This window comes from Enterococcus sp. AZ089, assembly GCF_050547225.1.
GTDB classification, from domain to species: domain Bacteria; phylum Bacillota; class Bacilli; order Lactobacillales; family Enterococcaceae; genus Enterococcus_D; species Enterococcus_D entomosocium.
In genome coordinates, this window is sequence record NZ_CP172954.1 from 672013 (window position 1) to 692950 (window position 20938).

16 protein-coding genes and 1 other RNA gene are annotated in these 20938 nt (G+C 42.8%); 14 read left to right on the plus strand and 3 right to left on the minus strand.

Going from position 1 to position 20938, the window contains the following annotated elements; all coding sequences use genetic code 11:
* The first annotated feature begins 257 nt into the window (after nt 1–257).
* Nucleotides 258–551 (plus strand): WxL domain-containing protein, encoded by a 294-nt coding sequence (locus IGJ01_RS03085; RefSeq protein WP_244733071.1) that lies wholly within the window; start codon nt 258–260, stop codon nt 549–551.
* A 74-nt stretch (nt 552–625) separates the two neighbouring features.
* Here the strand turns inward: IGJ01_RS03085 and IGJ01_RS03090 are convergent, their stop codons facing one another.
* Entirely contained in the window at nt 626–2125 is a 1500-nt protein-coding gene (locus IGJ01_RS03090) for a helix-turn-helix domain-containing protein (protein ID WP_244733073.1), read from the minus strand.
* A 205-nt stretch (nt 2126–2330) separates the two neighbouring features.
* Between IGJ01_RS03090 and IGJ01_RS03095 the strand changes: the two genes are divergently transcribed.
* The 5 genes from IGJ01_RS03095 (at nt 2331) to IGJ01_RS03115 (ending at nt 10161) form a co-directional block, all read left to right on the plus strand.
* The gene (locus IGJ01_RS03095; RefSeq protein ID WP_008378050.1) at nt 2331–3131 is read left to right on the plus strand and encodes a MurR/RpiR family transcriptional regulator; all 801 of its coding nucleotides are present in this window, start codon (nt 2331–2333) and stop codon (nt 3129–3131) included.
* Between the two features lie 113 nt (nt 3132–3244).
* A complete protein-coding gene (locus IGJ01_RS03100; protein ID WP_008378052.1) occupies nt 3245–4615 on the plus strand; it encodes a glycoside hydrolase family 1 protein in 1371 nt (456 codons plus the stop codon).
* Nucleotides 4616–4620: 5 nt separating this feature from the next.
* Nucleotides 4621–5910, plus strand: a complete 1290-nt coding sequence (locus IGJ01_RS03105; protein WP_008378054.1) for a PTS sugar transporter subunit IIC — start codon at nt 4621–4623, stop codon at nt 5908–5910.
* 108 nt (nt 5911–6018) lie between these two features.
* On the plus strand, nt 6019–7725 hold the full coding sequence (locus IGJ01_RS03110; RefSeq protein ID WP_244733075.1) for a glycoside hydrolase family 3 protein: 1707 nt from the start codon (nt 6019–6021) through the stop codon (nt 7723–7725).
* Nucleotides 7726–7749: 24 nt separating this feature from the next.
* Nucleotides 7750–10161: a glycoside hydrolase family 2 TIM barrel-domain containing protein gene (locus tag IGJ01_RS03115; protein WP_429970139.1), complete on the plus strand. Its 2412-nt coding sequence runs from the start codon at nt 7750–7752 to the stop codon at nt 10159–10161.
* A gap of 125 nt (nt 10162–10286) precedes the next feature.
* Here IGJ01_RS03115 and IGJ01_RS03120 read toward each other — a convergent pair whose 3' ends face one another.
* Nucleotides 10287–12071, minus strand: a complete 1785-nt coding sequence (locus tag IGJ01_RS03120; RefSeq protein ID WP_005231996.1) for an ABC transporter ATP-binding protein — start codon at nt 12069–12071, stop codon at nt 10287–10289.
* The gene (locus IGJ01_RS03125; RefSeq protein ID WP_061053783.1) at nt 12064–13797 is read right to left on the minus strand and encodes an ABC transporter ATP-binding protein; all 1734 of its coding nucleotides are present in this window, start codon (nt 13795–13797) and stop codon (nt 12064–12066) included. Before IGJ01_RS03125 ends, IGJ01_RS03120 begins: the two co-directional genes overlap by 8 nt.
* 106 nt (nt 13798–13903) lie before the next feature.
* Here IGJ01_RS03125 and IGJ01_RS03130 point away from each other — a divergent pair, with 106 nt between their 5' ends.
* The 8 genes from IGJ01_RS03130 to IGJ01_RS03165 all read left to right on the plus strand — a co-directional run bounded on the left by IGJ01_RS03130 (nt 13904) and on the right by IGJ01_RS03165 (nt 20938).
* Nucleotides 13904–14707 carry a MerR family transcriptional regulator gene (locus tag IGJ01_RS03130; RefSeq protein ID WP_016611256.1) on the plus strand — a complete coding sequence of 268 codons (804 nt, stop codon included), beginning with the start codon at nt 13904–13906 and terminating at the stop codon, nt 14705–14707.
* Nucleotides 14708–14911: 204 nt separating this feature from the next.
* Nucleotides 14912–15547 carry a YczE/YyaS/YitT family protein gene (locus IGJ01_RS03135; protein WP_008378064.1) on the plus strand — a complete coding sequence of 212 codons (636 nt, stop codon included), beginning with the start codon at nt 14912–14914 and terminating at the stop codon, nt 15545–15547.
* A 139-nt stretch (nt 15548–15686) separates the two neighbouring features.
* Nucleotides 15687–17054, plus strand: a complete 1368-nt coding sequence (locus IGJ01_RS03140; protein ID WP_008378065.1) for an RsmB/NOP family class I SAM-dependent RNA methyltransferase — start codon at nt 15687–15689, stop codon at nt 17052–17054.
* Between the two features lie 68 nt (nt 17055–17122).
* Complete coding sequence (locus IGJ01_RS03145; RefSeq protein WP_005227636.1) at nt 17123–17458, plus strand: hypothetical protein; 336 nt, start codon at nt 17123–17125, stop codon at nt 17456–17458.
* 131 nt (nt 17459–17589) lie between these two features.
* Nucleotides 17590–18096 carry a tRNA adenosine(34) deaminase TadA gene (gene tadA / locus IGJ01_RS03150; protein ID WP_005231990.1) on the plus strand — a complete coding sequence of 169 codons (507 nt, stop codon included), beginning with the start codon at nt 17590–17592 and terminating at the stop codon, nt 18094–18096.
* Nucleotides 18097–18125: 29 nt separating this feature from the next.
* An RNA gene (ffs, locus tag IGJ01_RS03155) (signal recognition particle sRNA small type) lies at nt 18126–18212 on the plus strand.
* A 634-nt stretch (nt 18213–18846) separates the two neighbouring features.
* Complete coding sequence (locus IGJ01_RS03160) at nt 18847–20229, plus strand: bifunctional metallophosphatase/5'-nucleotidase (RefSeq protein WP_008378070.1); 1383 nt, start codon at nt 18847–18849, stop codon at nt 20227–20229.
* An 88-nt stretch (nt 20230–20317) separates the two neighbouring features.
* Nucleotides 20318–20938, plus strand: coding sequence for a YutD family protein (locus IGJ01_RS03165; protein ID WP_005231988.1), 621 nt, complete (start codon nt 20318–20320; stop codon nt 20936–20938).

The following is a 20938-nucleotide window of genomic DNA, read 5'->3' on the forward strand; positions in this document are numbered from 1 at the left end:
GCAACGATTCGAAGGCAGCACTAAAGGAGGGACCTACGATTTGATGGAAAATTTATAGGAAATTTGCTAAAGGAGATTACGCCCGTGAACAGTCTTACATTCCAATTGGTAACGAACTCAGTGAATCGAAGAAGCCTTATACTATTGGCGTACATGGAAAACGAACAGATTTTGAGTGTCAAACAGCTCTCAGAAAAAGCGAGTATTTCTCGGCGACTCTTGATTCGCAGGGCTTCCAAAATGAAGACAATGAGCCCTTGATCGGTGCTCAAATCAGCTTAGCCAATCAACGGCTTATGACGACCTCAGCAAATTCCAATGCCAGTATGCCAGAGCTTTCCACGGTGAATGATAGTGTAACTTTGACGCCAGGTGAAGCGCAGCCTCTACTAACTGGCGACAGTCAGAGTACGGGAACATGGGTCTATCGTTTTGGTGATCAAGAGACGGCAGCCACCAGTGTCGCCTTGGAAGTGCCTGCTGGTGCAAATCCCAAGTTGGGATGGTACCGTGCAACGATTGAATGGTCGTTAAGTAGTGTGCCAGAGTGAAGAAAGAATACTAGTCGGCAATAAGAAACGAATTGAAAAGACGTGTGCGGCGTTCAAGTGCCGCACACGTCTTTTCACTTATAAAAGGTGCTTTTTTCGATGTTTCGCAACGCAAAATTATGGATGATTTTTGGGTTGATGATTTTCAAGAAATTGTTCCAATCATCTGCATCTGGGATCGATTTTATTAGGAGGCATTCAATATCCAGAATATACTCTTCCAAATACTCTGCGTAATTCGTCACGACTAGATCAATCTTGTTTCGTTCCACATAATCCAAAGAAAACTCACTGGAATCAGGGAATTGTAAAACATGATATCGACCAAAATATTTTACGGCAAAAGCATTGATGTGAAGGCAAATATGCGCATCCCCTTCTAAAAGAAAGGCGATTCGGCGTGGGTTGCCCCAGTATTTTTCTTTTAATCCTTCAAAGTACAAAGTGAAGCGGGCACTGATTGCTGGCAGAGCAGTTGCTTCAAAGAGAGGCTGTCTAAAAAGAAACCGTGTATTTTCCTCATACTCTTTAGGGTATTGTGTTTGTGCGTAATTGGAAATTTCTTCCATGCTTAGATTATAGGTAGGGGAAATCAGCTGTTTTATTTTTTCTGTTATAAAGAAAGAATGGAGAAAAATAAACTCTCGGGACTGATCATGATCGGATATTTGCTGAAACTGGCAAAAATTGGCAGTCAGTTCTTTTAGCTCAGGCCAATGGTCAAAGCGGTTAACAAATGATATTTCCCTGAGATAGTTGTTTATCCCACGGTTACTTGCTAGTAGAGCGAAAAGGTAGACCAGCTCCTCTGACGGTAAAGACAAGGAAAAAGCCGTTTGGAGTCGTTGATTGAGGGGCTGGATTTCTTGGAAGAGCTCATCTGCCAAGACGATCTTTTTTAATTGATCGGAGACAATGACAGTTTCTCCTGCTTGAGTACGCTCAAGGACAATATACAACCAATAACTGATATACCAAAATGAAGCCGTATTATTGGTTTTGCCGCGTATATTTCGAAAAAAATCTAAGACGATGTTTTGCACAGCGATCGTTGGACGTACCGTATGAGGCGTAGCGTCTGACTCATAATAAAAGGTATGAAAAAATTTGCGAATATCCGCTTCTGATCCGATCAGACGGAAATTCTTGTGATCAACAGATAACTGAAAGGGCCTCAGGGCTTTTTCAAAAAGCGTTAAATAGCGTAAAAGGGAACTTTCAGAAAGATAAAAATAGTCTGCCCATTCGGAAACTGTCCGATATTCTCCCTTAAACAGATGCTCAAGAATAACGAATAACGGTTCATTCTGAAGGAGCGCTCGTTTTCGTTCAAGATATTCCTTCGGTAGTAATTCGTGAAGAGAATAGCCATTCGACGTGGATTCGATCATTAAAGTACTTCCAAAGTAGCTCCGTAGCCCCTCCATATCATAAATGATCGTGCGCCGCGAACTCTGGACAGCTTTTGATAACTCACGATTCGAAAGGGTCTTATGCCGTTCCAAGAGATTCAATAGTTTCAACCAACGAATGGTGGTAGTAGAAGTAATAAACGTCATCTGAAAATTTTTCATTCATAACACTCCCATATGGTCTGTTTGGTGGATCGTCTCTCACGTCTGATTATGGAATATGGATACGGGCAAGGCAAGGGAAAGGTTTTTAGATTCAAATTATCGAAATGGGCGCAGAGTATAAGGAGAATTTCACCAATTCAACTTTGCTTTCCCTAGCTTTCATTGTATATTTAGGTGAAAGCGTATTTAGGAGGTAGCACGAATGGAAAATAAAGGAACCTCAGTCAGAAGTCTTTTGTTGCGCTATTTAAATAATCAGAAAAAACAAGACAATAATTACTTTATTGCACAGGCGATTCTAAGAAGTTTTTCGAAAATCCCTAAGATGACCATTTATGAACTCGCAGAAGAATGCTTTGTGTCGACTGCAGCGATTTCGCGATTCATTCGAATTTTGGCTTTTTCATCTTATACAGAATTCAAACAAGCGGTTGAAAAAGAGATCGATATCGTCAGCGATTATTCCAAAAAAGTAATCCAGCCCGTGGAACAAAGGGAGGAATTTCTGGACGAATTCACCTCAAATCTTTTGATCAATTTGAGGTACGCCAAAGAACATCTCTCGATTTCAGAACTTGAAACAGTGGTCTCTACGATCCATGAAACAGAAAACGTTGCTGTGTTTGGCTTAGAATTTGCTGCTTTTATGGGACAGCATTTGCAAAGCAAATTAGCAAGCATGGATAAAATTATTCGGATTGGTTTTACAGTGGAAGAGCAATTAAAAATTGTGGAAGAAAGCTCGCCAGATAGCTTGGTTTTGATTTTTTCGATGGAGGGTGGTTTCTTTTACTTTAGTGAAAAAGTGATTGCAGCATTGAAGAAAAAGGGAATCAAAATTATCGTCTTTACGTTTAAGCATTCTCCAATCATTGAGCGAAGTGCAGACCAAATTATCCTCTGTGGAGAGATCAACGAAAACACCGAAGGACGGATTGCTATTCTATACACGATGGAGTTACTGATTTATATGTATATGAAAAAGTTCTATTTGCCTCAATAGTTTCATATTTTGAAACAAGACCTTTGGATTTGAAACCAGAGGTCTTGTTTTGTTGTCGTTAGAATTAATCCCGGATGGTATCGTTTTCTTATAAGGGAAAGGTGGAAGGAACAATGGTTAAAAAAGATTTTTATTGGGGGGCATCAACTTCAGCATTTCAAGTAGAAGGAGGCTTTGGTGAAGGTGGAAAAGGGATTGCAACAACAGATGTGCGTCACGTACCGGAGGGAATTGCAGATTCGAAGATCGCGTCCGATCACTATCATCATCTAAGCGAAGACATTGAATTAATGGCAGACTTAGGGATCGATCTCTATCGTTTTTCGTTCAATTGGACACGTGTGATGGGTGATGGTGATCAGCCGAATCAAGAAGGCATCGATTTTTATAATCGTTTGATTGATGGGTGTCTTGAAAAAGGAATCACACCTTTTCCTACCCTCTATCATTTTGAAATGCCGCAAGCATTGGTAACCAAATTTGGCGGATGGAAATCAAGAAAATGTATTGATTACTTTGTTGCTTATGCAAAAGTTTGCTTTCAGCATTTCGGTGATCGAGTCAAGTTGTGGGGAACGATCAACGAGCAATTGATCGTCACAGCAGCTTCTGATTTAAATGGCAATCACGAAACGGATGCAGATGAAAAAATGAAGCAGATGTATCAAATGAGTTACAATATGTCGCTAGCTGAGAAAAAGACAATTCAAGTTTTTCGAAAAATCGTAAGAGATGGGAAAATTGGACCGGTGTGCTCTATGCAAGTTGTTTATCCTGAAACACCTTCGCCAAGGAACATCTTAGCAGCTAAGAACGCCGAAGACTTTTTACAAAATTGTTTTCTCGACATGTCAGTATTCGGCGAGTACCCGAAAAGCTACTGCAATTATTTGAATGAGAAAGGTTGGTATCCAGAAACGGAACCAGCTGATCAAGAAATTTTGAAGAAGAATAAACCAGATCTTATAGGGATAAACTATTACTGTAGTACCTGTATACGTGCCGTTGAACCGGGAGAAGATACAAGCAAACTACCACCATTTTATCGAAATGAGCGATTTACCTTAGGGAACAATCCTTATTTAACGAAGACGAAATGGATGGAATTTGGTATTGACCCTGAAGGATTATATATAGGTATGCGGTCGATTTATGAAAAATACCATTTACCAATGATGGTGACTGAAAACGGTTTAGCGTATTCTGATCGTATTGAAGATGGGCAAATTCACGATGTCTATCGTATTGATTACTTAGAACAGCATATTAAGCAATGTGAGCGTTTTATGGAGGAAGGATATCCTTTATTGGGTTATAGTCCTTGGTCACTACTTGATCTGGTTAGTTCACACCAAGGGTTTAAAAAGCGATATGGTTTGATTTTTGTTGATCGCACAGATGAAGATCCAAAAGAATGTCGACGAATTCCCAAAGACAGTTACTATTGGTACCAAAATAAAATAAAAAACACTAAAAAGGGGTAAGAAAAATGAATGCATTTATCCACTTTATGGAAAAAAGATTTATTCCCGTTGCGAATAAAATTTCTTCGAATCGCTATTTAAAAAGTGTGAGTACAGGTTCGATGTCATTACTAGGCGTTATTATGTTAGGTGCCATCTTTACAGTTATTTCTAGTTTAAGCTGGGAACCGTATCAAAACTTTCTATCAGTGACCAACATTGGGACAGTAATGAATTATATTCCAGCTTACACAATTGATTTATTAGGTTTGTATATGGCATTTAGTATTGCCTACTGTGGAGCAGGAATATTCGGGATCAAAGAACAAGCCTTGGGGACGGGGTTCATCTCATTGGTATGTTTCCTGTTATTAACGCCACTCACTGAAAATCCCGAAGCAAGAGCTTCATTTTTAAGTACCAATTATTTAGGCGCGCGCGGGGTCTTCGTGGCAATTTTCGTTTCACTGATCACGATTCAACTGATGAAATTGTTTGTGGAAAAAAATATTACGATCAAAATGCCCGATGGGGTGCCAGAAATGGTGACCAAGTCATTTACTTCTTTAATTCCAGCAGTTGTGATTGCGTCACTTTTTGGAATTGTTAAATTTGGTTTTAGCGTAACTAGTTATAATTCAGCGACAGATTTTGTTTATACATTGCTTCAAGAACCATTGCAGCGATTGACGGGTTCCTTAACTGCCTTTTTGATTCTTATTTTGATCTCGAATCTCTTATGGTTTTTCGGGATTCATGGTTCAATGACCGTATTGCCGATTCTCATGCCGATTTTCTTGGGTTATCTTGCAGACAATAGTGCTGCTGTGGCGGCGGGAGAAGCAGTCCCTCATGCCATTAATTTTGGGTTATACGATTTGGCATGTTTAGGGGGGAGCGGTGCAACGATTGGTTTAGTGACTGACATGTTTTTATTTTCCAAGAGTAAGCGTTACAAATCATTTTCAAAAATCGTATTTCCAAGCGGTCTTTTTGGTGTAAATGAACCAGTTGTCTTTGGAATGCCGGTGATGTTGAATGTGATGCTTTTGATTCCGTTCTTATTGACGCCATTAGTGATCACTTCTCTTGGGTACGCATTGATTTCTATGGGAATCATTACCGCACCGATTGGCATCCTAGGGGCGGGCTCGTTACCTCCGCTGATCCACGGCATCGTTCAAGGGAGTCTCTCTTTTGGTATCTATCAACTATTTGCAGTTGCTATTTCTATGGCTATCTATTACCCGTTCTTTAAAACCTTAGATAATCAAGCAGTTCAAGAAGAACGTTTAGCACAAGAACAAGCTGGATAAGAAACTCGCACAGGATTTACAGTTAACTATAATAACAACAAACGAGCGCAAGAGTGAAGTGATTCTTGCGCTCGTCGTCTGTGAAACTATCGATTGGAGGACAACTCAGTGAGAGAGACAAGAGAAACACTTTTCAAATTTACAGAGACAAGAAAACGACAAATTAAGAAGATCGTAGAAAACATGTCAGTTATGGAAAAAATTGGTCAGCTTTTTTTCGTGATTGGACAATCAGGTTCTGTAAAGGAATTGACGGCTTTTATTAAGAAATACCAACCGGGAGGAATGATGTATCGCCCCGACAATGCTGAAAAATTGAAGGATCAGTTAAGAGCAGTCCAAGATGCTAGCACAATACCGTTATTTCTTTCAGCAAATTTAGAGTCAGGTGGGAATGGTATTCTTACGGAAGGGACATGGGTCGGTAATCCTATGCAGATCGCCGCTACAGATTGCACCGAAAATGCCTATTACTTAGGAAAAATTGCTGGGCTGGAAGCGGCTCGAATTGGTATTAATATGGCTTTTTCACCGATTGTCGATATTGATTATAACTTCAAGAACCCAATCACGAATACTCGCACATTTGGAAGTAATCAAAAACGAATTATTCGCATGGCTCAAGCGCAGATAGACGGTTTTTCTGAGAGTAACATCATTCCAGTGATCAAGCATTTTCCTGGGGATGGTGTTGATGAAAGGGATCAACATTTACTGAGTTCGATCAATTCACTCTCCGCGAATGAGTGGATGGAATCGTATGGGACTATTTATCGCCAGTTTATTGAAAAAAACGTCAGCTGTATCATGGTGGGACACATTTATCAGCCTGCGTGGGAGCGAAAACTTTCACCAACTATCAGAGAAACCGAATTGATGCCTGCTTCTTGCTCGAAACTTCTAGTTAACGGGTTACTAAGAGATACACTGGGCTTCAATGGTTTGGCTATCACTGATGCAACACCAATGGTCGGTTACACGACGATCATGCCTCATAGAGAGCGACTCGTTGCTTCAATCAATGCAGGAATCGATATGTTGCTTTTTAATAAAAATATTGATGAAGATTATGAAGTGATCGCATCTGCTGTAAAAGAGGGAAGCATTCGTATGGAACGTTTGGATGAAGCAGTCGCACGAATTTTAGCAGTCAAGATGTACCATGGTTTATTTACTGAAGTAAGGGAAGAGACAGTCAATAGTACTCCTAAAAGTGTCATCGATCGTACTGAATATCAGTGGGTAACGAAAAAAATTGCTGATGAGTCGATTACATTGGTCAAAGACAGAGAAAAACACTTACCACTCACCCCAAAACGATACCCTCGAATCCGTCTCGTTATTTTGGGTGATTCTGACGACGGTGGATTTAAAGAGGGAGGACGAGTGGGTCCGCTTTTTAAAGCTGGATTAGAAGCTGCTGGATTTGAAGTCAACCTTTTCGATAATCAACAATTGGATTTCCAAGAGGTTTTCGAGGCAGGGGTTGAGGATCTTAGAAATAAATTTGATTTGGCATTGTATGTTGCTAATGTTGAGACCGCCAGCAATCAGACAACAGTTCGTTTGGATTGGAATCATTTGATGGCCGCAAATGCTCCCTGGTATGAAAAGGATCTCCCTACCATTTTTGTTTCTACTGCCAATCCCTATCACTTATTTGACATCCCTTATGTTTCAACTTTTATCAATGCGTATACAGGAAATCCAGAAACAGTGGAGGCTGTAATCCAGAAATTGCTAGGGAAAGAACCGTTTAAAGGTAAGAGCCCGATCGATCCATTTTGTGGGGACTTTTTAGCTAGAGCAAAATAACTTTTATAAGAAGGAGGAGAAAAAATGAGACAAAATCGATTACTGAATGATGGCTGGCAATTTCACTTAGGTGAGATAGAAGAGCCAATGAAAACAGTCAGAAAAGCCGCAGCTATCGGTGGCTTGGCAGCTCCGCTTGAAAATGAAGCGGGGGATACTGTTTTGATAGGTGCTGGTGGAGAACATTTTCTACGGCTGATTGCTCAAGGTGATCGTGAAAAAGGCTTGAGAATGTTGGCGAATACTGCTTTGGAAAGTGAACTTGACGAAGATTGGGTATCTGTTGATCTCCCTCATGATTGGAAAAATGAACTTCCGTATGTTAATGATCCCGATTTACTGATGAGTGGATCAAAGCCAGATGGCATTGCCTATTACCGTAAGACTTTTGCGTTAACTCTAGATGAAGTGAACGAAAAGCAAGTGACTCTCCACTTTATGGGCGTCATGCGTATGGCATCTGTCTGGTTTAATGGTGTATTTCTAGGTGATCATTACAGTGGATACTCTGATTTTTCTTTTGATGTCTCTGAACTGATACGCATCGGCTCAGAGGGAGTGAATGTGGTGTTGATCAAAGTGGATACGACGAAAGGCGCGGAAGGCTGGTGGTATGAGGGAGCAGGTATATATAAGGATGTATATTTAGAAATAAAACCAAAGCTTCAGATTGTGGCAGAAGCATCGTTTATCGAAACAACTGAAATAAACCAGCAGGAAGCGCTCCTTAAAATCACCATTGGTCTTGCTAACCATCATTTTGAGAAAAAACAAAAGATAACGATCAAAAGTCAGGTGGCTGATCAACAAAATATCCATGAGTGTAACGTGGATCCTTTGGCGACAACAGAATGGAGTTATTGTCAAAAAATCTGCGCGCCTCAGCTATGGTCTCTCGAGAATCCACATCTATACCAAGCTACTTTTCAACTATTTGATGGCGAGAACCAAATCGATGACTATCAGCTTTGTTTTGGTATTAGGACAGTCGCATATACTACGAAAGGTTTTCTGCTTAATGGGGAACGTAAAGAATTAAGAGGGGTCTGTGAGCATCAAGATTTTGGTGGTCTAGGTGTCGCATTACCAAAAGATATTTTACGGTATAAGCTGTTGAAAATGAAAGAAATGGGGGGAAACGCCTATCGCAGTGCACATCACTTTGCTTCCAAAGATCTCCTTGAATTATGTGATGAGTTAGGTATCATCGTTATGAACGAGAACCGCATCTTGGAATCTAGTGAGTGGCGGACAAATGAGCTGGTAAAAATGGTGAAGCAAACACGTAATCATCCTTCTCTTTGTTTTTGGTCCCTTTGTAATGAAGAGGTGATTGGTCATACGCCGCTTGCTTACCGAATGGCACAAAAATTAGCAGCTGTGATCCGAACCCATACTTCGCAAAGTCTCATTGTTTCAGCGGAATTACTTAATCCTGCTGGTCAGGTGGATGCTTCTTATATGCGTATTTTTGATGTGAACGGGGTCAATTATCCTGAGTCTGCTGTAAATGGGACAGGTTTAGTTTCTGTAAAGGAAAAGTATCCGCTATTTTCATATCTTAGTACGGAAAGTGCTTCTTACTTTTCGACAAGAGGGGTCTATCAAGATAACAGCGAAAAATGTCATACTTCAAACTTTGGCTCTCTTTATTCTATGGTCTTACCTGGGAAACGAAAGCCTGAAGAGCCAGGAACCGGTGGTACGGCTAAACCGACAGAAGTACTGCGTTACTTAGAAGAACATGCCTATATGGGAGGTGTCTTTTTGTGGACATTTATGGATTACTACGGTGAGCCAGCACCGTTTCACTGGCCTGGAATCAGTTCTCAATTTGGAATTACAGATACGGTCGGATTTGAAAAGGATTCTTTTTATTATTATCAATCAAGGTGGACTGAAACACCAATGGTTCATGTGTTTCCTCACTGGAACAAAGAAGGTTTAACAATTGACCAAGGGGTTACGGAGGTGAGGATTTTTTCTAATTGTCATACTGTTGAGTTGTTTCTGAACGGGAAGAGTTTTGGAAAGAAAAAAAATGATAAAGATGGCCTATCTTGGCGTATTCCTTATGAACCAGGTTGTTTAAAAGCCATTGGTATCAAAGAGGATCAAACAATTGAAGCAACTAGAAAAACAAGCGGTCCGACTGATTCTGTCACAGTTAAAGAACGATTCTGTGGATCGGACTACTCTCTATTTGAGATCCAAGGAATCGATTCAGAAGGGATCGAGGTGCCAACTGCAGACGAACTTGTAGCGGTTTTGGTAAAGAATGGAACAATCCTCGGACTTGCTAATGGCGATCCCGCAGATCTAGACGGGTATAATTGCCAAGAGAAAAAACTTTTTTCAGGAAAATTAATGGCAATCATAAAAAAAGAACCAGGAAAAGTACCACTTATCCAAGCAGCACTAAAAAAAGTTGAGTAAAAAAGAAACAATTGAAGGTAATAGTAGTTAGCTTTGGTGCTCACAGATTTTTAAGGAAAAAGAAAAAAGCCGAACCACAACCTCGACAGTTTATAAAGTCATTGGTTGGTGGTTCGGCTTTTTCATCAAGCTGTTGCAAACTGGCTGTTATATAGTTGGGCGTAAAGGGAATCTTGTGCCAGCAATTGAGTATGGGAGCCTTTTTCGACGACGGAGCCGTCTTTCATCACTAGAATCAAGTCGGCATTTTTGATGGTAGAAAGACGATGGGCGATGATAAAACTGGTCCTTCCTTGGGTCAAACGATCCATTGCCGTTTGGATCATTTGTTCCGTCCGAGTGTCGACACTGGAGGTGGCTTCATCAAGGATCAGGATCGTTGGGTCCGCTAAAATCGCCCGGGCGATCGTCAATAATTGTTGTTGTCCTTGAGACAGTTCGCTTTCGGAGCCAATGACGGTATCGTAACCGTTGGGCAGGGTCCGCACGAAGTGGTCGCATTGGGCGGCTTTGGCTGCAGCCAAGATGTCTTCCCGAGTGGCATCGGGATTGCCATATGCGATATTTTCAGCAATGGTTCCTTGGAACAGCCATGTATCCTGCAGCACCATACCGAATTTTTTCCGTACTGCCGGTGCCGAAAAGGACATCATGTCTTGATCGTCCAGCAAAATCTTTCCACCGTTCAAAGGATAAAAGCGCATCAAAAGATTGATCATGGTGGTTTTTCCAGCGCCTGTTGGTCCGACGATCGCAACCGTTTGTTTTGGTTTGACGGAAAATTCGACGTTTTCCATCAGGAGTTTTTCCTTGTTGTAGCCGAAGGATACGTGTTGGAAATCGATTTTTCCTTTGATGGTTTGCGGTACCGGCAGTTGCTGGGTCGCTGTTTCTTCTTCAGGATAATCAAGGATCTCAAAAATTCGTTCGAGAGATGCTAAGGCACTTTGCAAGGTATTCATAATATAAGAAGCTTGCGTGATCGGTTCAGACACTTGGTTGATGTATTGCAGATAGGCTTGTACAAGACCAATGGATAATTGCCCTTGCAACACCATCAGACCACCAACGACGGCGCTTAAGATAAAGCCGATTTGATTGATAAAGCGCACGAAAGGATTGATAGCTGCACTGACGAACTGTGCTTTCCGAAAAGCTTTAAATTGAGCTTCGCTCAATTCCGCCATTTCCGCTTCAACGGCAATTTGCTGGTTGTAGGATTTGATCAGCGGATTTGCGGTATAAAACTCTTCCGCACGACTGCTGACTGCACCTAATGTTTCTTGGTTTTTGGTAAAGTAGCTCAAGTTTTTTCGTGCGAGAACGGTGGTCACAAAAGCACTCAAAAGCAAAATCAGGACCACACCGATCGTCAGTAATGGGCTGAGATAAAGCATGGCGATCAAGCCGAAGGTAATGCTGATGGTTGCGGTGATCAGCTGCATCAAACCGACTTGTAAGACTTCGGACACTTTATCTAAATCGAGAATCACTCGGCTTAAAATATCGCCGGTATGATGTTTGTCGTAAAAACTGATAGGCAGGCGATTGAATTTGTCACTGATTTGTTTGCGTAAAGTCAAGGTCAGGGTTTCACTGACACTGGCCATCGTATACTCTTGTAGCAAGGAAAAGAGACTGATCAAAAGCCATGTTCCCGCTAATAGGACGACCGGGCCTAAAATACTTTGCCAAAAATCATTGATTTGCCAGCCTTCTTGTTGAAACAAGGCGATCAGATTATCCAGTCCACGTCCCAAGATCAAAGGGGCGATGGACATTAGTAAGGAAAAGAACAAGGCAGAGACGATGATCAGCAGAAAGCGGGCTTTTTGTTCCATTAGTAATCGAAGTAGGCGCCGGCTTGTATGTTTCATGTTTTTTGGTGTATCCATTGTTTGTTTACTCATCCTTCATTCCTCCCATTCCTTGAGATGAGGCAAACTCTTGATAAGTTTGGCAAGTGCGTAATAATTCTTCGTGGGTTCCATTACCGACCATTTTGCCGTTATCCAAGACAATGATTTGATCGGCATTTTTGACGGTCGATACCCGTTGAGCCACGATAATGACGGCGGCATCTTTCGTGTATTCTTTCAATGCACGCCGCAAGTTGGCGTCTGTTTGATAATCCAAAGCAGAAAAGCTGTCGTCAAAGAAGTAGATTTCTGCGGGCTTTGTCAGCGCTCGGGCAATACTCAATCGTTGCTTTTGACCGCCAGAGAAATTGCTGCCTTTTTGAGCAACCGGACTTTCATAACCTTCAGGCAAGCCTTCAATAAATGACTTGGCTTGAGCAACTTCAGCGGCTTTTGCCATCGCCTCATGGGTTGCTGGACGATTGCCGAAACGCAAGGTTTCTTGAATCGTGCCGCTAAGCAAGAGCGCTTTTTGCGGGACATAACTAATTTGGTCCCGTAATTCGGCTTGTGAGATCTCTTTGATGTTGCGGCCAAAAAGCGTGATCGAACCAGCAGTCACATCTTTGAAACGCAACAGCGCTTTGGCGATGGTGCTTTTGCCAGAGCCGGTTCCGCCAACGATCGCTGTCGTTTTGCCTCGGTGGATCTCGAAGCTGATATCTTCTAAGACAGGTTCTTCGGCGCCTTCATACGTAAATTGCACGTGATTGAAAGCGGCGATCGTTTCTGACAAGGCGGATTTTTTTAAGGTTTGGTCACCGTCAATCAAATCAATTGGTTCTTCTAAGACTTCTTCGATTCGTTGTAAGGAAGTCAAGCCTTTAGGCACCATCACGATCACCATCGCTGCCATGGTCAAAAACCAAAGGCTCAAAATCGTGTATTCGATAATGGCAGTAATACTACCAATAGCTAGGTGGCCCTGAAGACTTTGATAGCCGCCGTAGACTAGGATGGTCGAAATCGAGAGTCCCATTACTAAGTTGACGGTCGGATTCAAGACAGCAAAGAGGCGATTGACTTTAATCATGGTTTTCGCATATTCCGTCAAGGTTTGATCTGTCCGTTCTTTTTCGTAAGCCGCTTTGTCAAATGCCCGAATCACCCGAGCGCCGGTAAAGGTTTCTCGTAAGATCCGCATCATGTTATCGACTAGTTTTTGCGTGATTTGTGATAATGGGATCGCTTTGCGAATCACCCCATAAGCGATCATTGAAAAACATAGGATCGCTACGATTGGGACCCAAATCATCCGTAAAGAGACGGTGCCGGTTAGAAAAATCGAAGCTGCGACGATCATTGGGGCTGGCAAAATCATTTGCAGCGCCATCATCAAAATTTGTTGGATGTTGTTGATGTCGCTGGTGGTACGTGCCAGCAAAGTGGGTGTACCATAGCCATCAACAGCGGATACAGAGAGTTCTTGTGTTTTTTTGAAAAAGCGCATCCGCAAAAAATGCCCGAATTTTCCTGAAAGGTGGGCAGATAAATAACTACCGCCTACCGAGACGATCACGGTGCCGATGGCAATGGCAAACATCCACCAGCCATTGTGCCAAATGGCCGTCGTGTCGACTTTTAAGATCCCTTCATCAATGATTTTTGCCAAAAAATACGGCAACAAGAGTGTGCCGAAGGATTGGACTAGCATCAAAAGAAATAAACTGAAAAAGAAGCGTCGTTCTTCTTTATAAAATAACTGTAATTGTTTCATGATTTCCCTCCAAAAATGTCGTTCTATGGTAGAATAAACTGTAACGTTACGTTACAGTCAAGCAAGGAGTGAAATTTTTTTGAAAAAACAATTGACCATCAGTGAGATGTCCGCTTATGCTGGCGTGAGTCGGCGCACATTGATTTATTATGATCAAATCGATTTGTTCAAACCGCAATCGATTGGTGAAAACAGCTATCGCTATTACGGCTTTGAACAATGCCTTGAGTTAGACGTGATTTTGATGTTGCGTTCTTTAGACATGCCCTTGCAAGACATTCGCCAATTTTTGAAAAACCGCAACCCGGAATATACGCAAAAGGAACTTGTGGAACGGCGAGGACAAGTCCGTGACAAAATCGCTGCGCTACAAGAATTGGAACGAACCTTCGATCGCTACATCCAGCGCTATGAAAAAGTACAGAAAGCCGATTTTGAGACCTTTACGATAGCGCAGCACGAAGCAGAGGCGTTTATCGTTTCCGAAGAGATCGCTGGCGATGATCCAGAATCTGCTTATCAAGTGTACGCCCGTTTTTATCCGCTAGTGGATTATAAAGATGCCTTCAGTGGCTATCCCATCGGCTTTTTAAGTGCAGGAACGACGTTGGAGGATCAGACTTTTCACGCATCGCCTTATCGGGCATTGATCTTGATTCCCCAAGATCGGCTACATCTCTATCCGGAAAAGCTGATCATCACACGTCCCGCTGGTACGTATGTTTCTGGATTTGTCAGTGAGGGAGAAGAACAAATTGCCGCTTTTACCCACCGCATCCAAGCCTTTCTAAAAGAGAAGCAGTTGAAAATCGATGGCGATGTTTGGGAATTGTTATGGCAAGATGAAGTCTTTACCACACAAAAAGAATTGCAGATATTTGAAGTGATGGTTCCAGTGAAGCCCGAGTAATGGACGAGGCACGCGTATCTGTAAGAAACGAAAACTAAGATACGCAATAGCAATGATTATTGCCGCTGGCTTTTCAATAGAAGCAAAGGAGATGACTAAGCCAGATCCCTTCCATACAAAAAGCCCTGTGAAGCGTTGAAATTCCCATTTTGCTTTTTTCTCGTTATACTTGAAAGAACAGATGAGAAAAAAGGGGAAATTTTAATGAAAAAAGAAACAGGAATACGCTCGCTTTATGCGTTGATTGGTGTCGCCATTTTAGGATTCGGGGCGGCATTGCTGCGGGTTGGCGGAGTAGGGCTAGACCCATACACAGCAGCCAATATCGGTGTCGGCGAGCTGCTAGGGTTATCCCTTGGGGTCTATCAATTGATGATCAATATCGCTGTCCTAGTATTGATTTTTATCTTTGGCCGTCGCCATATCGGCATCGGGACGGTCATCAATATGGTGCTGACAGGATTTTTCATCGACTTTTATACCAACGTTTTTGATTGGTTATCCGTCGGTCCAAATAACTGGTGGCAGCAAGGCTTGTTCTTGTTGATCGGGATCATCTTCTTTACCTTCGGTGCTTCGTTTTATATGTCAGCGAATTTGGGTAGCGCCCCCTACGACGCGATCGCCCCAACCATCGTCGATCAGACGAAAGCCAACTATCGAGTGGTGCGGGTGATTCAAGACGTTGCCTTTGCCTTGATTGGGCTCTTCACAGGCGGGCCAATCGGGATCGGAACCTTCATCAGTGCCTTTTTAGTGGGCCCACTGATCAAATTCTGGGACAACCGTGTCTCTGAGCCATTCATCGAAAGCAGTGTCAAAAAAGCGATTTTTAAATAAAAAAAGGTCTGCAGCAAAGAGAAGTCGAAGCGATTTAGTCGCCCACTTCACTCAGCTGCAGTTTTTTTGCCATTTGCTCAAGGAATTCTTGCATAATTGCTTCTCAGTCGCTAGAATAAAAAAGCCGAGGAGGGGTAGTATGCAATTACCAACACCATTTATTGAAAAATACCAACGGTTGCTAGGAGAAGAAGCACCAGCTTTTTTTACCGCTTTAACCGATAATCAGCCAGTCAAAGGCTTTCGCTTGAATGTTGCTAAGCCGCACGCACAAGCGATGCTGGCAAAATATGGACCAGCTGCTGTACCCGCCCCCTATGCAGAAGCGGCTTATATTGGCGAAGTCAAAGGCCGTTCGTTGCTCCATCAAGCTGGCTATGTCTACAGCCAAGAACCTAGTGCGATGATCGTGGCAACGATCGCAGCCGCTCAACCAGGGGAGCGGGTCTTAGATTTATGTGCGGCACCGGGAGGCAAAACAACGCAGCTGGCAAGCCAATTACAAGGAAAAGGGCTGCTTGTAGCAAATGAGATTTTCCCGAAGCGTGCCAAAATCCTATCAGAAAATGTGGAGCGTTGGGGCTTTCCGAATGTAGTCGTCACCAATCAGGCTCCACAAGAATTGAGCCGCCATTTTCCTCAGTTTTTTGACAAGATCGTGGTGGACGCCCCATGTTCTGGTGAAGGGATGTTTCGTAAAGATCCCGTCGCCTTAGAAGAATGGCAGGCAGAAACACCTGATCAGTGTGCGATCAGGCAAAAAGACATTTTGGCACAAGCCGTTGCGATGCTAAAACCGGGGGGCCAGCTGATCTATTCCACCTGTACCTTTGCCCCTGAAGAAAACGAAGCGATGATGGCTTGGTTAATGGAGGAGTATCCCTTCACAATCGAAGCGATCGACTTGGCCAATGTATCTCATGGGCGCAGCGAGTGGGGAGCTGCATCTGGGATCGAGAAAACCATCCGCTTATGGCCGCATTTAAACCAAGGAGAAGGTCATTTCGCTGCGAAATTGACCTCCCAAGCAGAAGCAGCGCCAGTGAAAAAGAAGAAAAAAGGCAAAGGAGCGACAGCCAAGAGCCCATTGGATGCAACGACTCAAAAGTTGTGGCAAGCCTTTCGCAAGGAGTTTCCTTTTTTACAGGCACTGAATGCGACACCTCAGCTGCTAGGAGAAAACCTCTGGCTCGTTCCTGAAGAAATGCCTTCTTTAAAAGGGATCAAGTTTATGCGCCCAGGTTTGCATGTCGGCGTCGTTAAAAAGAATCGGATCGAACCTAGTTATGCGTTGGCATTGGCGATCCATGCAGAAGAAGGGGCACCGACAGTGCCGATCACTTTGCCGCAATGGCAGCAGTATGTGGCAGGTGAAACCATGAGCGTGCCAGGAAATGCTGGATGGGTGATTTTGACAGTCGATGAGATCCCCGTCGGTTTTGGAAAACAAGTCCAAGGAACTGTGAAAAACTTCTTTCCAAAAGGATTAAGATTCAAAGCGATTTAAACGAAATAGTGTTTTTATTTCAGTCCTCGTGCTATGATGGAAGTAGCAAAATAAGGGAGCTGATCGATATGAAAACATCATCAAAAGTAACGATTGGATTAAGCATTGCAGCGATCGCTGGGATCACTACTGCCGTCGTTGTATCAGACAAAGTATTCAATAAAGTACGCTTCGCTTGCAACCGACACAAAGTAAAGAAATTTGTCGATGACAAATTCAACGGCAATGAAAAATTGTTGGATGTCGTAGACGGCTTGTCTGACAATGAATTGGATTCGTTGTTAGGTGTGATGAAAAAAGTCAATGAGGGCCGCAACAAAATCTCTGTTTACGGAGACAACATCAAAGATTCGACAGAACATGTCAAAGACAAGTTGACGAGCTTTGTTGATTCCGTCTTTTAAGCCAATCATTCCATTTGAAACTCGCAGGGACATCGGTCTTTGCGAGTTTTTCTCGTCTTTCTAAGCGTTTTTCGTTATACTAACAAGGAAATGCACGAAATGGTGCGAGGTAGAGGAGTGAAAGTGAAGTCGTGGAAAAAACAAGTACCTTGACTGCCGAGGAAAAAGCGTTCTTTATGGAAGAAGCAATCAAAGAAGCCCGAAAAGCAGAAGGTGTGGCAGAAGTACCGATCGGTGCTGTCGTCGTCTTGGATGGCAAAATCATTGGTCGTGGGCACAATCTACGAGAAACGCAGCAACAAGCCGCAGCGCATGCGGAGATGTTTGCGATCGAGGAAGCCTGTCGCACTGTCGGAAGTTGGCGCTTAGAACAAGCGCAGCTGTTTGTGACCTTGGAACCATGCCCGATGTGCAGTGGGGCGATGTTATTGGCACGGGTGGAAGAAGTGTATTTTGGTGCCTACGATCCCAAAGGCGGCACTGCTGGTACATTGATGAATTTATTGGAAGATGAGCGCTTCAACCATTGGTCCTATGTGGAAGGCGGCATTTTAGAAGAAGCATGCGGCCAGCTGCTAACAGATTTTTTCCGAGCATTACGAGAAAAGAAAAAACAAAAAAAGGCTGGCAATCTCTAACGAAATACGTTATACTAAGTTTTGCCGAAAGGCTAGGACAATGGAGGTCTTGTGAAGCGTGTCAGATCCGGAAGGAAGCAGCACTAAGCAGGATTCTCCATGTGTCTGATTGAAAAACTGCCTGCTTTTGAAGAAAGCAGTAGTACTAATTGAATCGATGATCATTCAAACCTGAGACAGACTGTCTTAGGTTTTTTTATTGTCTGAAAGTCTTTGTGATACCAAGGGCTGTTCTAATTGTATTCTGCTTTAAATCTAGGCAATCGATAGCAGCTCTCAGAGGGTTAAGTTGTATTTTTGATACAAAGGCTTTATTCCTGTTTAGAACCTTACTCTGATAACTTTTCCGTTGGCGATTTTTATACTCTCAAAGAATCAGTAGTTCTGACGAACTGAAACATGGATTACCTGCTCTCGATATTCGATAGAATCTTCGTTTCAAGAACTCTTTATTTTCGCTTCAACGAATTGCCTCCGCCGTGTTATCGGTTGCAATTCCCCCAAATAACCAGAAAAAATCACTTTCCTTTTTACAGTCAGAAAAGTGATTTTTTCTTTTGAACAACTGTCACTGTAACTGTTTCTTTTTTACAAAAAGTCACCATTCTTTTCCAAGCATTCCAATGGTTTCCCAGAGATTTTATGCTATGCTTATTTTGTAGAGAATTCCGTCGTCTTTCTACTGGCAACCCTTGATGCCAAGAGAAACGGATAGTGATTTCAGGCGACGTATTTGAAAAGAGGCGCACAATGGAAAAAATTACGATTATCCATACCAACGATCTGCATTCCCACCTAGAACATTGGCCGAAGATGCGGCGTTATTTGGATCAAAGAAAACGAGAAGCGGATACGACCGAAGAGACAGTGATCGCGGTCGACTTAGGCGACTTTGTCGATCGCTGGCATCCTTTGACAGAAGCAACTGACGGCAAGGCGAATGTCGACTTGATGAATCAAGGGCATTATGATGCGGTGACGATTGGGAACAATGAGGGAGTCGGCAATCCCAAAGAGGTCTTGCAGCATCTGTATGACCAAGCAGCATTTCCGGTCATTTTAGGCAACTTATTTGATAAAAAGGATTTGCGTCCGCCAAAGTGGGCACAAGAATACAAAATCATGGAAAGCAATCAAGGAGCCAAAATCGGCTTGATCGCTTTTACGGCACCGTTTCCGCTAACATATGCCCCCAACGGTTGGGACATTCGCGAACCCTTGGAGATTTTGCCTTCATTGGTGCAGCATTTGCGCCCCGAGGTCGATCTGCTGGTCTTGATGAGCCATCTAGGCATCAATGCTGACCGCCAGATTGCGAGGGACTTTCCAGAGTTAGATGTTATATTAGGTTCCCACACGCACCATTTGTTTGAAAAGGGCGAAGTCATCAATGGGGTTCAAATTGGCGCAGCTGGCAAGTTTGGTTTTAACATTGGCGAAGTCGAAGTGGTCTTAGATGATCACCACCGCCCGATCAAGCATCGCGCACGTGTGATTCCGACGGATTCGTTGGTGGCTTTTCCGCAAGATGAGGACGAGATCGCCGAATATCTATCAATCGGCCATCGCTTGCTGCGGGCAAATCAGGTGGCAGAAATTCCAGCAGCGTTTACGAGGGATTGGCAAAGTGAACATTCCTTGGTTCGGGAGGCTCTTTTGGCATTATGTGCCAAAGGACAGACGGATGCCGCCATCTTAAATACGGGGCTATTTTTAGATGATTTACCACAAGGACGGGTCGATCAAGATCAGCTGCACACGATTTTGCCCCATCCGATGCATTTGATTCGAGTGACGCTGCAAGGCGCGGATGTCATTCGATTGGTCTTAGAGATGGAAAAAAATCGCAACTTTTTGCGCAATTTCCCAATTATGGGGATGGGCTTTCGAGGGAAGATTTTTGGCGAACTGGTTTATGAAGGCATTCGCTTTGATGAAAAAAACCACCAAGTTTTGTGGAAGCAAGAACCAGTTGATGTCTCTCAAAGCTACACGTTGACTCTTGTTGATCACTACTTGTTTATTCCGTTTTTCCCGACGATCGAGATTGCTGGAACTGTTGAGTTTCTTTTTCCAGACTTTATTCGGACGGTGGTCGGTGATTACTTGAGTCAGAAATACCCTATTCAGTAGTTGGTACTCCTCCAGTGGTTTTTTGAGGAAAACCGCGACTATCATTGAGGAATAAAACAAGGTATAATAAACAGCAGGTGGTGAAAAAATGACCGAAAAACAAACGATCACAGATGAAATGACATCTGTACTAGAAGAAATTATTGAAGAACCAGCGAAACAACCGCAAAAAGGCGAGTTGGTGACTTTGTTGAATGATGAAGAATTAATGATTGGCAATCGACAATACAAATTGGTCATGGATTATCGTGAAGGCTTCGATCCTGAAAAACTTGGTGAGCGTTACAGTGAAGTTTTGGCACGCTATGATTATATCGTAGGTGATTGGGGTTATGAACAGCTACGCTTGAAAGGCTTTTTTGAAAAGGATAACCGCAAAGCATTACCCGATCAGCGCATTGACATGCTGGAAGACTATTTGTATGAGTATTGCAACTTCGGTTGTGCCTATTTCGTGATCCAGAGGGTTGGCGGCAAGAAAGAAAAAAGTACCTCCCGAAGACGTAAGAAAAAGCCAGCTCAAACGAATCAAAATCAAACTACACAACAAAACGCACATATAGAAGAAAAGCGTGAAGCAATTCCGCAGAAGAAAAGCAAACCAACGATTAAAAATCGTAAACCAAAAGAAAAAAACGTCAAAAAAACCGAAACAACTACGGTGAAAAAAGGCAAAAAAGAGTTTACGATTCGACAAAGGGAAGAATAA

Coding starts and splice junctions, on each gene's coding strand:
- IGJ01_RS03090 (WP_244733073.1), bottom strand. CDS start 2,125: ATGAAAAATTTTCAGATGACGTTTATTACTTCTACTACCACCATTCGT.
- IGJ01_RS03095 (WP_008378050.1), top strand. CDS start 2,331: ATGGAAAATAAAGGAACCTCAGTCAGAAGTCTTTTGTTGCGCTATTTA.
- IGJ01_RS03100 (WP_008378052.1), top strand. CDS start 3,245: ATGGTTAAAAAAGATTTTTATTGGGGGGCATCAACTTCAGCATTTCAA.
- IGJ01_RS03105 (WP_008378054.1), top strand. CDS start 4,621: ATGAATGCATTTATCCACTTTATGGAAAAAAGATTTATTCCCGTTGCG.
- IGJ01_RS03115 (WP_429970139.1), top strand. CDS start 7,750: ATGAGACAAAATCGATTACTGAATGATGGCTGGCAATTTCACTTAGGT.
- IGJ01_RS03120 (WP_005231996.1), bottom strand. CDS start 12,071: ATGAGTAAACAAACAATGGATACACCAAAAAACATGAAACATACAAGC.
- IGJ01_RS03125 (WP_061053783.1), bottom strand. CDS start 13,797: ATGAAACAATTACAGTTATTTTATAAAGAAGAACGACGCTTCTTTTTC.
- IGJ01_RS03130 (WP_016611256.1), top strand. CDS start 13,904: ATGTCCGCTTATGCTGGCGTGAGTCGGCGCACATTGATTTATTATGAT.
- IGJ01_RS03135 (WP_008378064.1), top strand. CDS start 14,912: ATGAAAAAAGAAACAGGAATACGCTCGCTTTATGCGTTGATTGGTGTC.
- IGJ01_RS03140 (WP_008378065.1), top strand. CDS start 15,687: ATGCAATTACCAACACCATTTATTGAAAAATACCAACGGTTGCTAGGA.
- IGJ01_RS03145 (WP_005227636.1), top strand. CDS start 17,123: ATGAAAACATCATCAAAAGTAACGATTGGATTAAGCATTGCAGCGATC.
- IGJ01_RS03160 (WP_008378070.1), top strand. CDS start 18,847: ATGGAAAAAATTACGATTATCCATACCAACGATCTGCATTCCCACCTA.
- IGJ01_RS03165 (WP_005231988.1), top strand. CDS start 20,318: ATGACCGAAAAACAAACGATCACAGATGAAATGACATCTGTACTAGAA.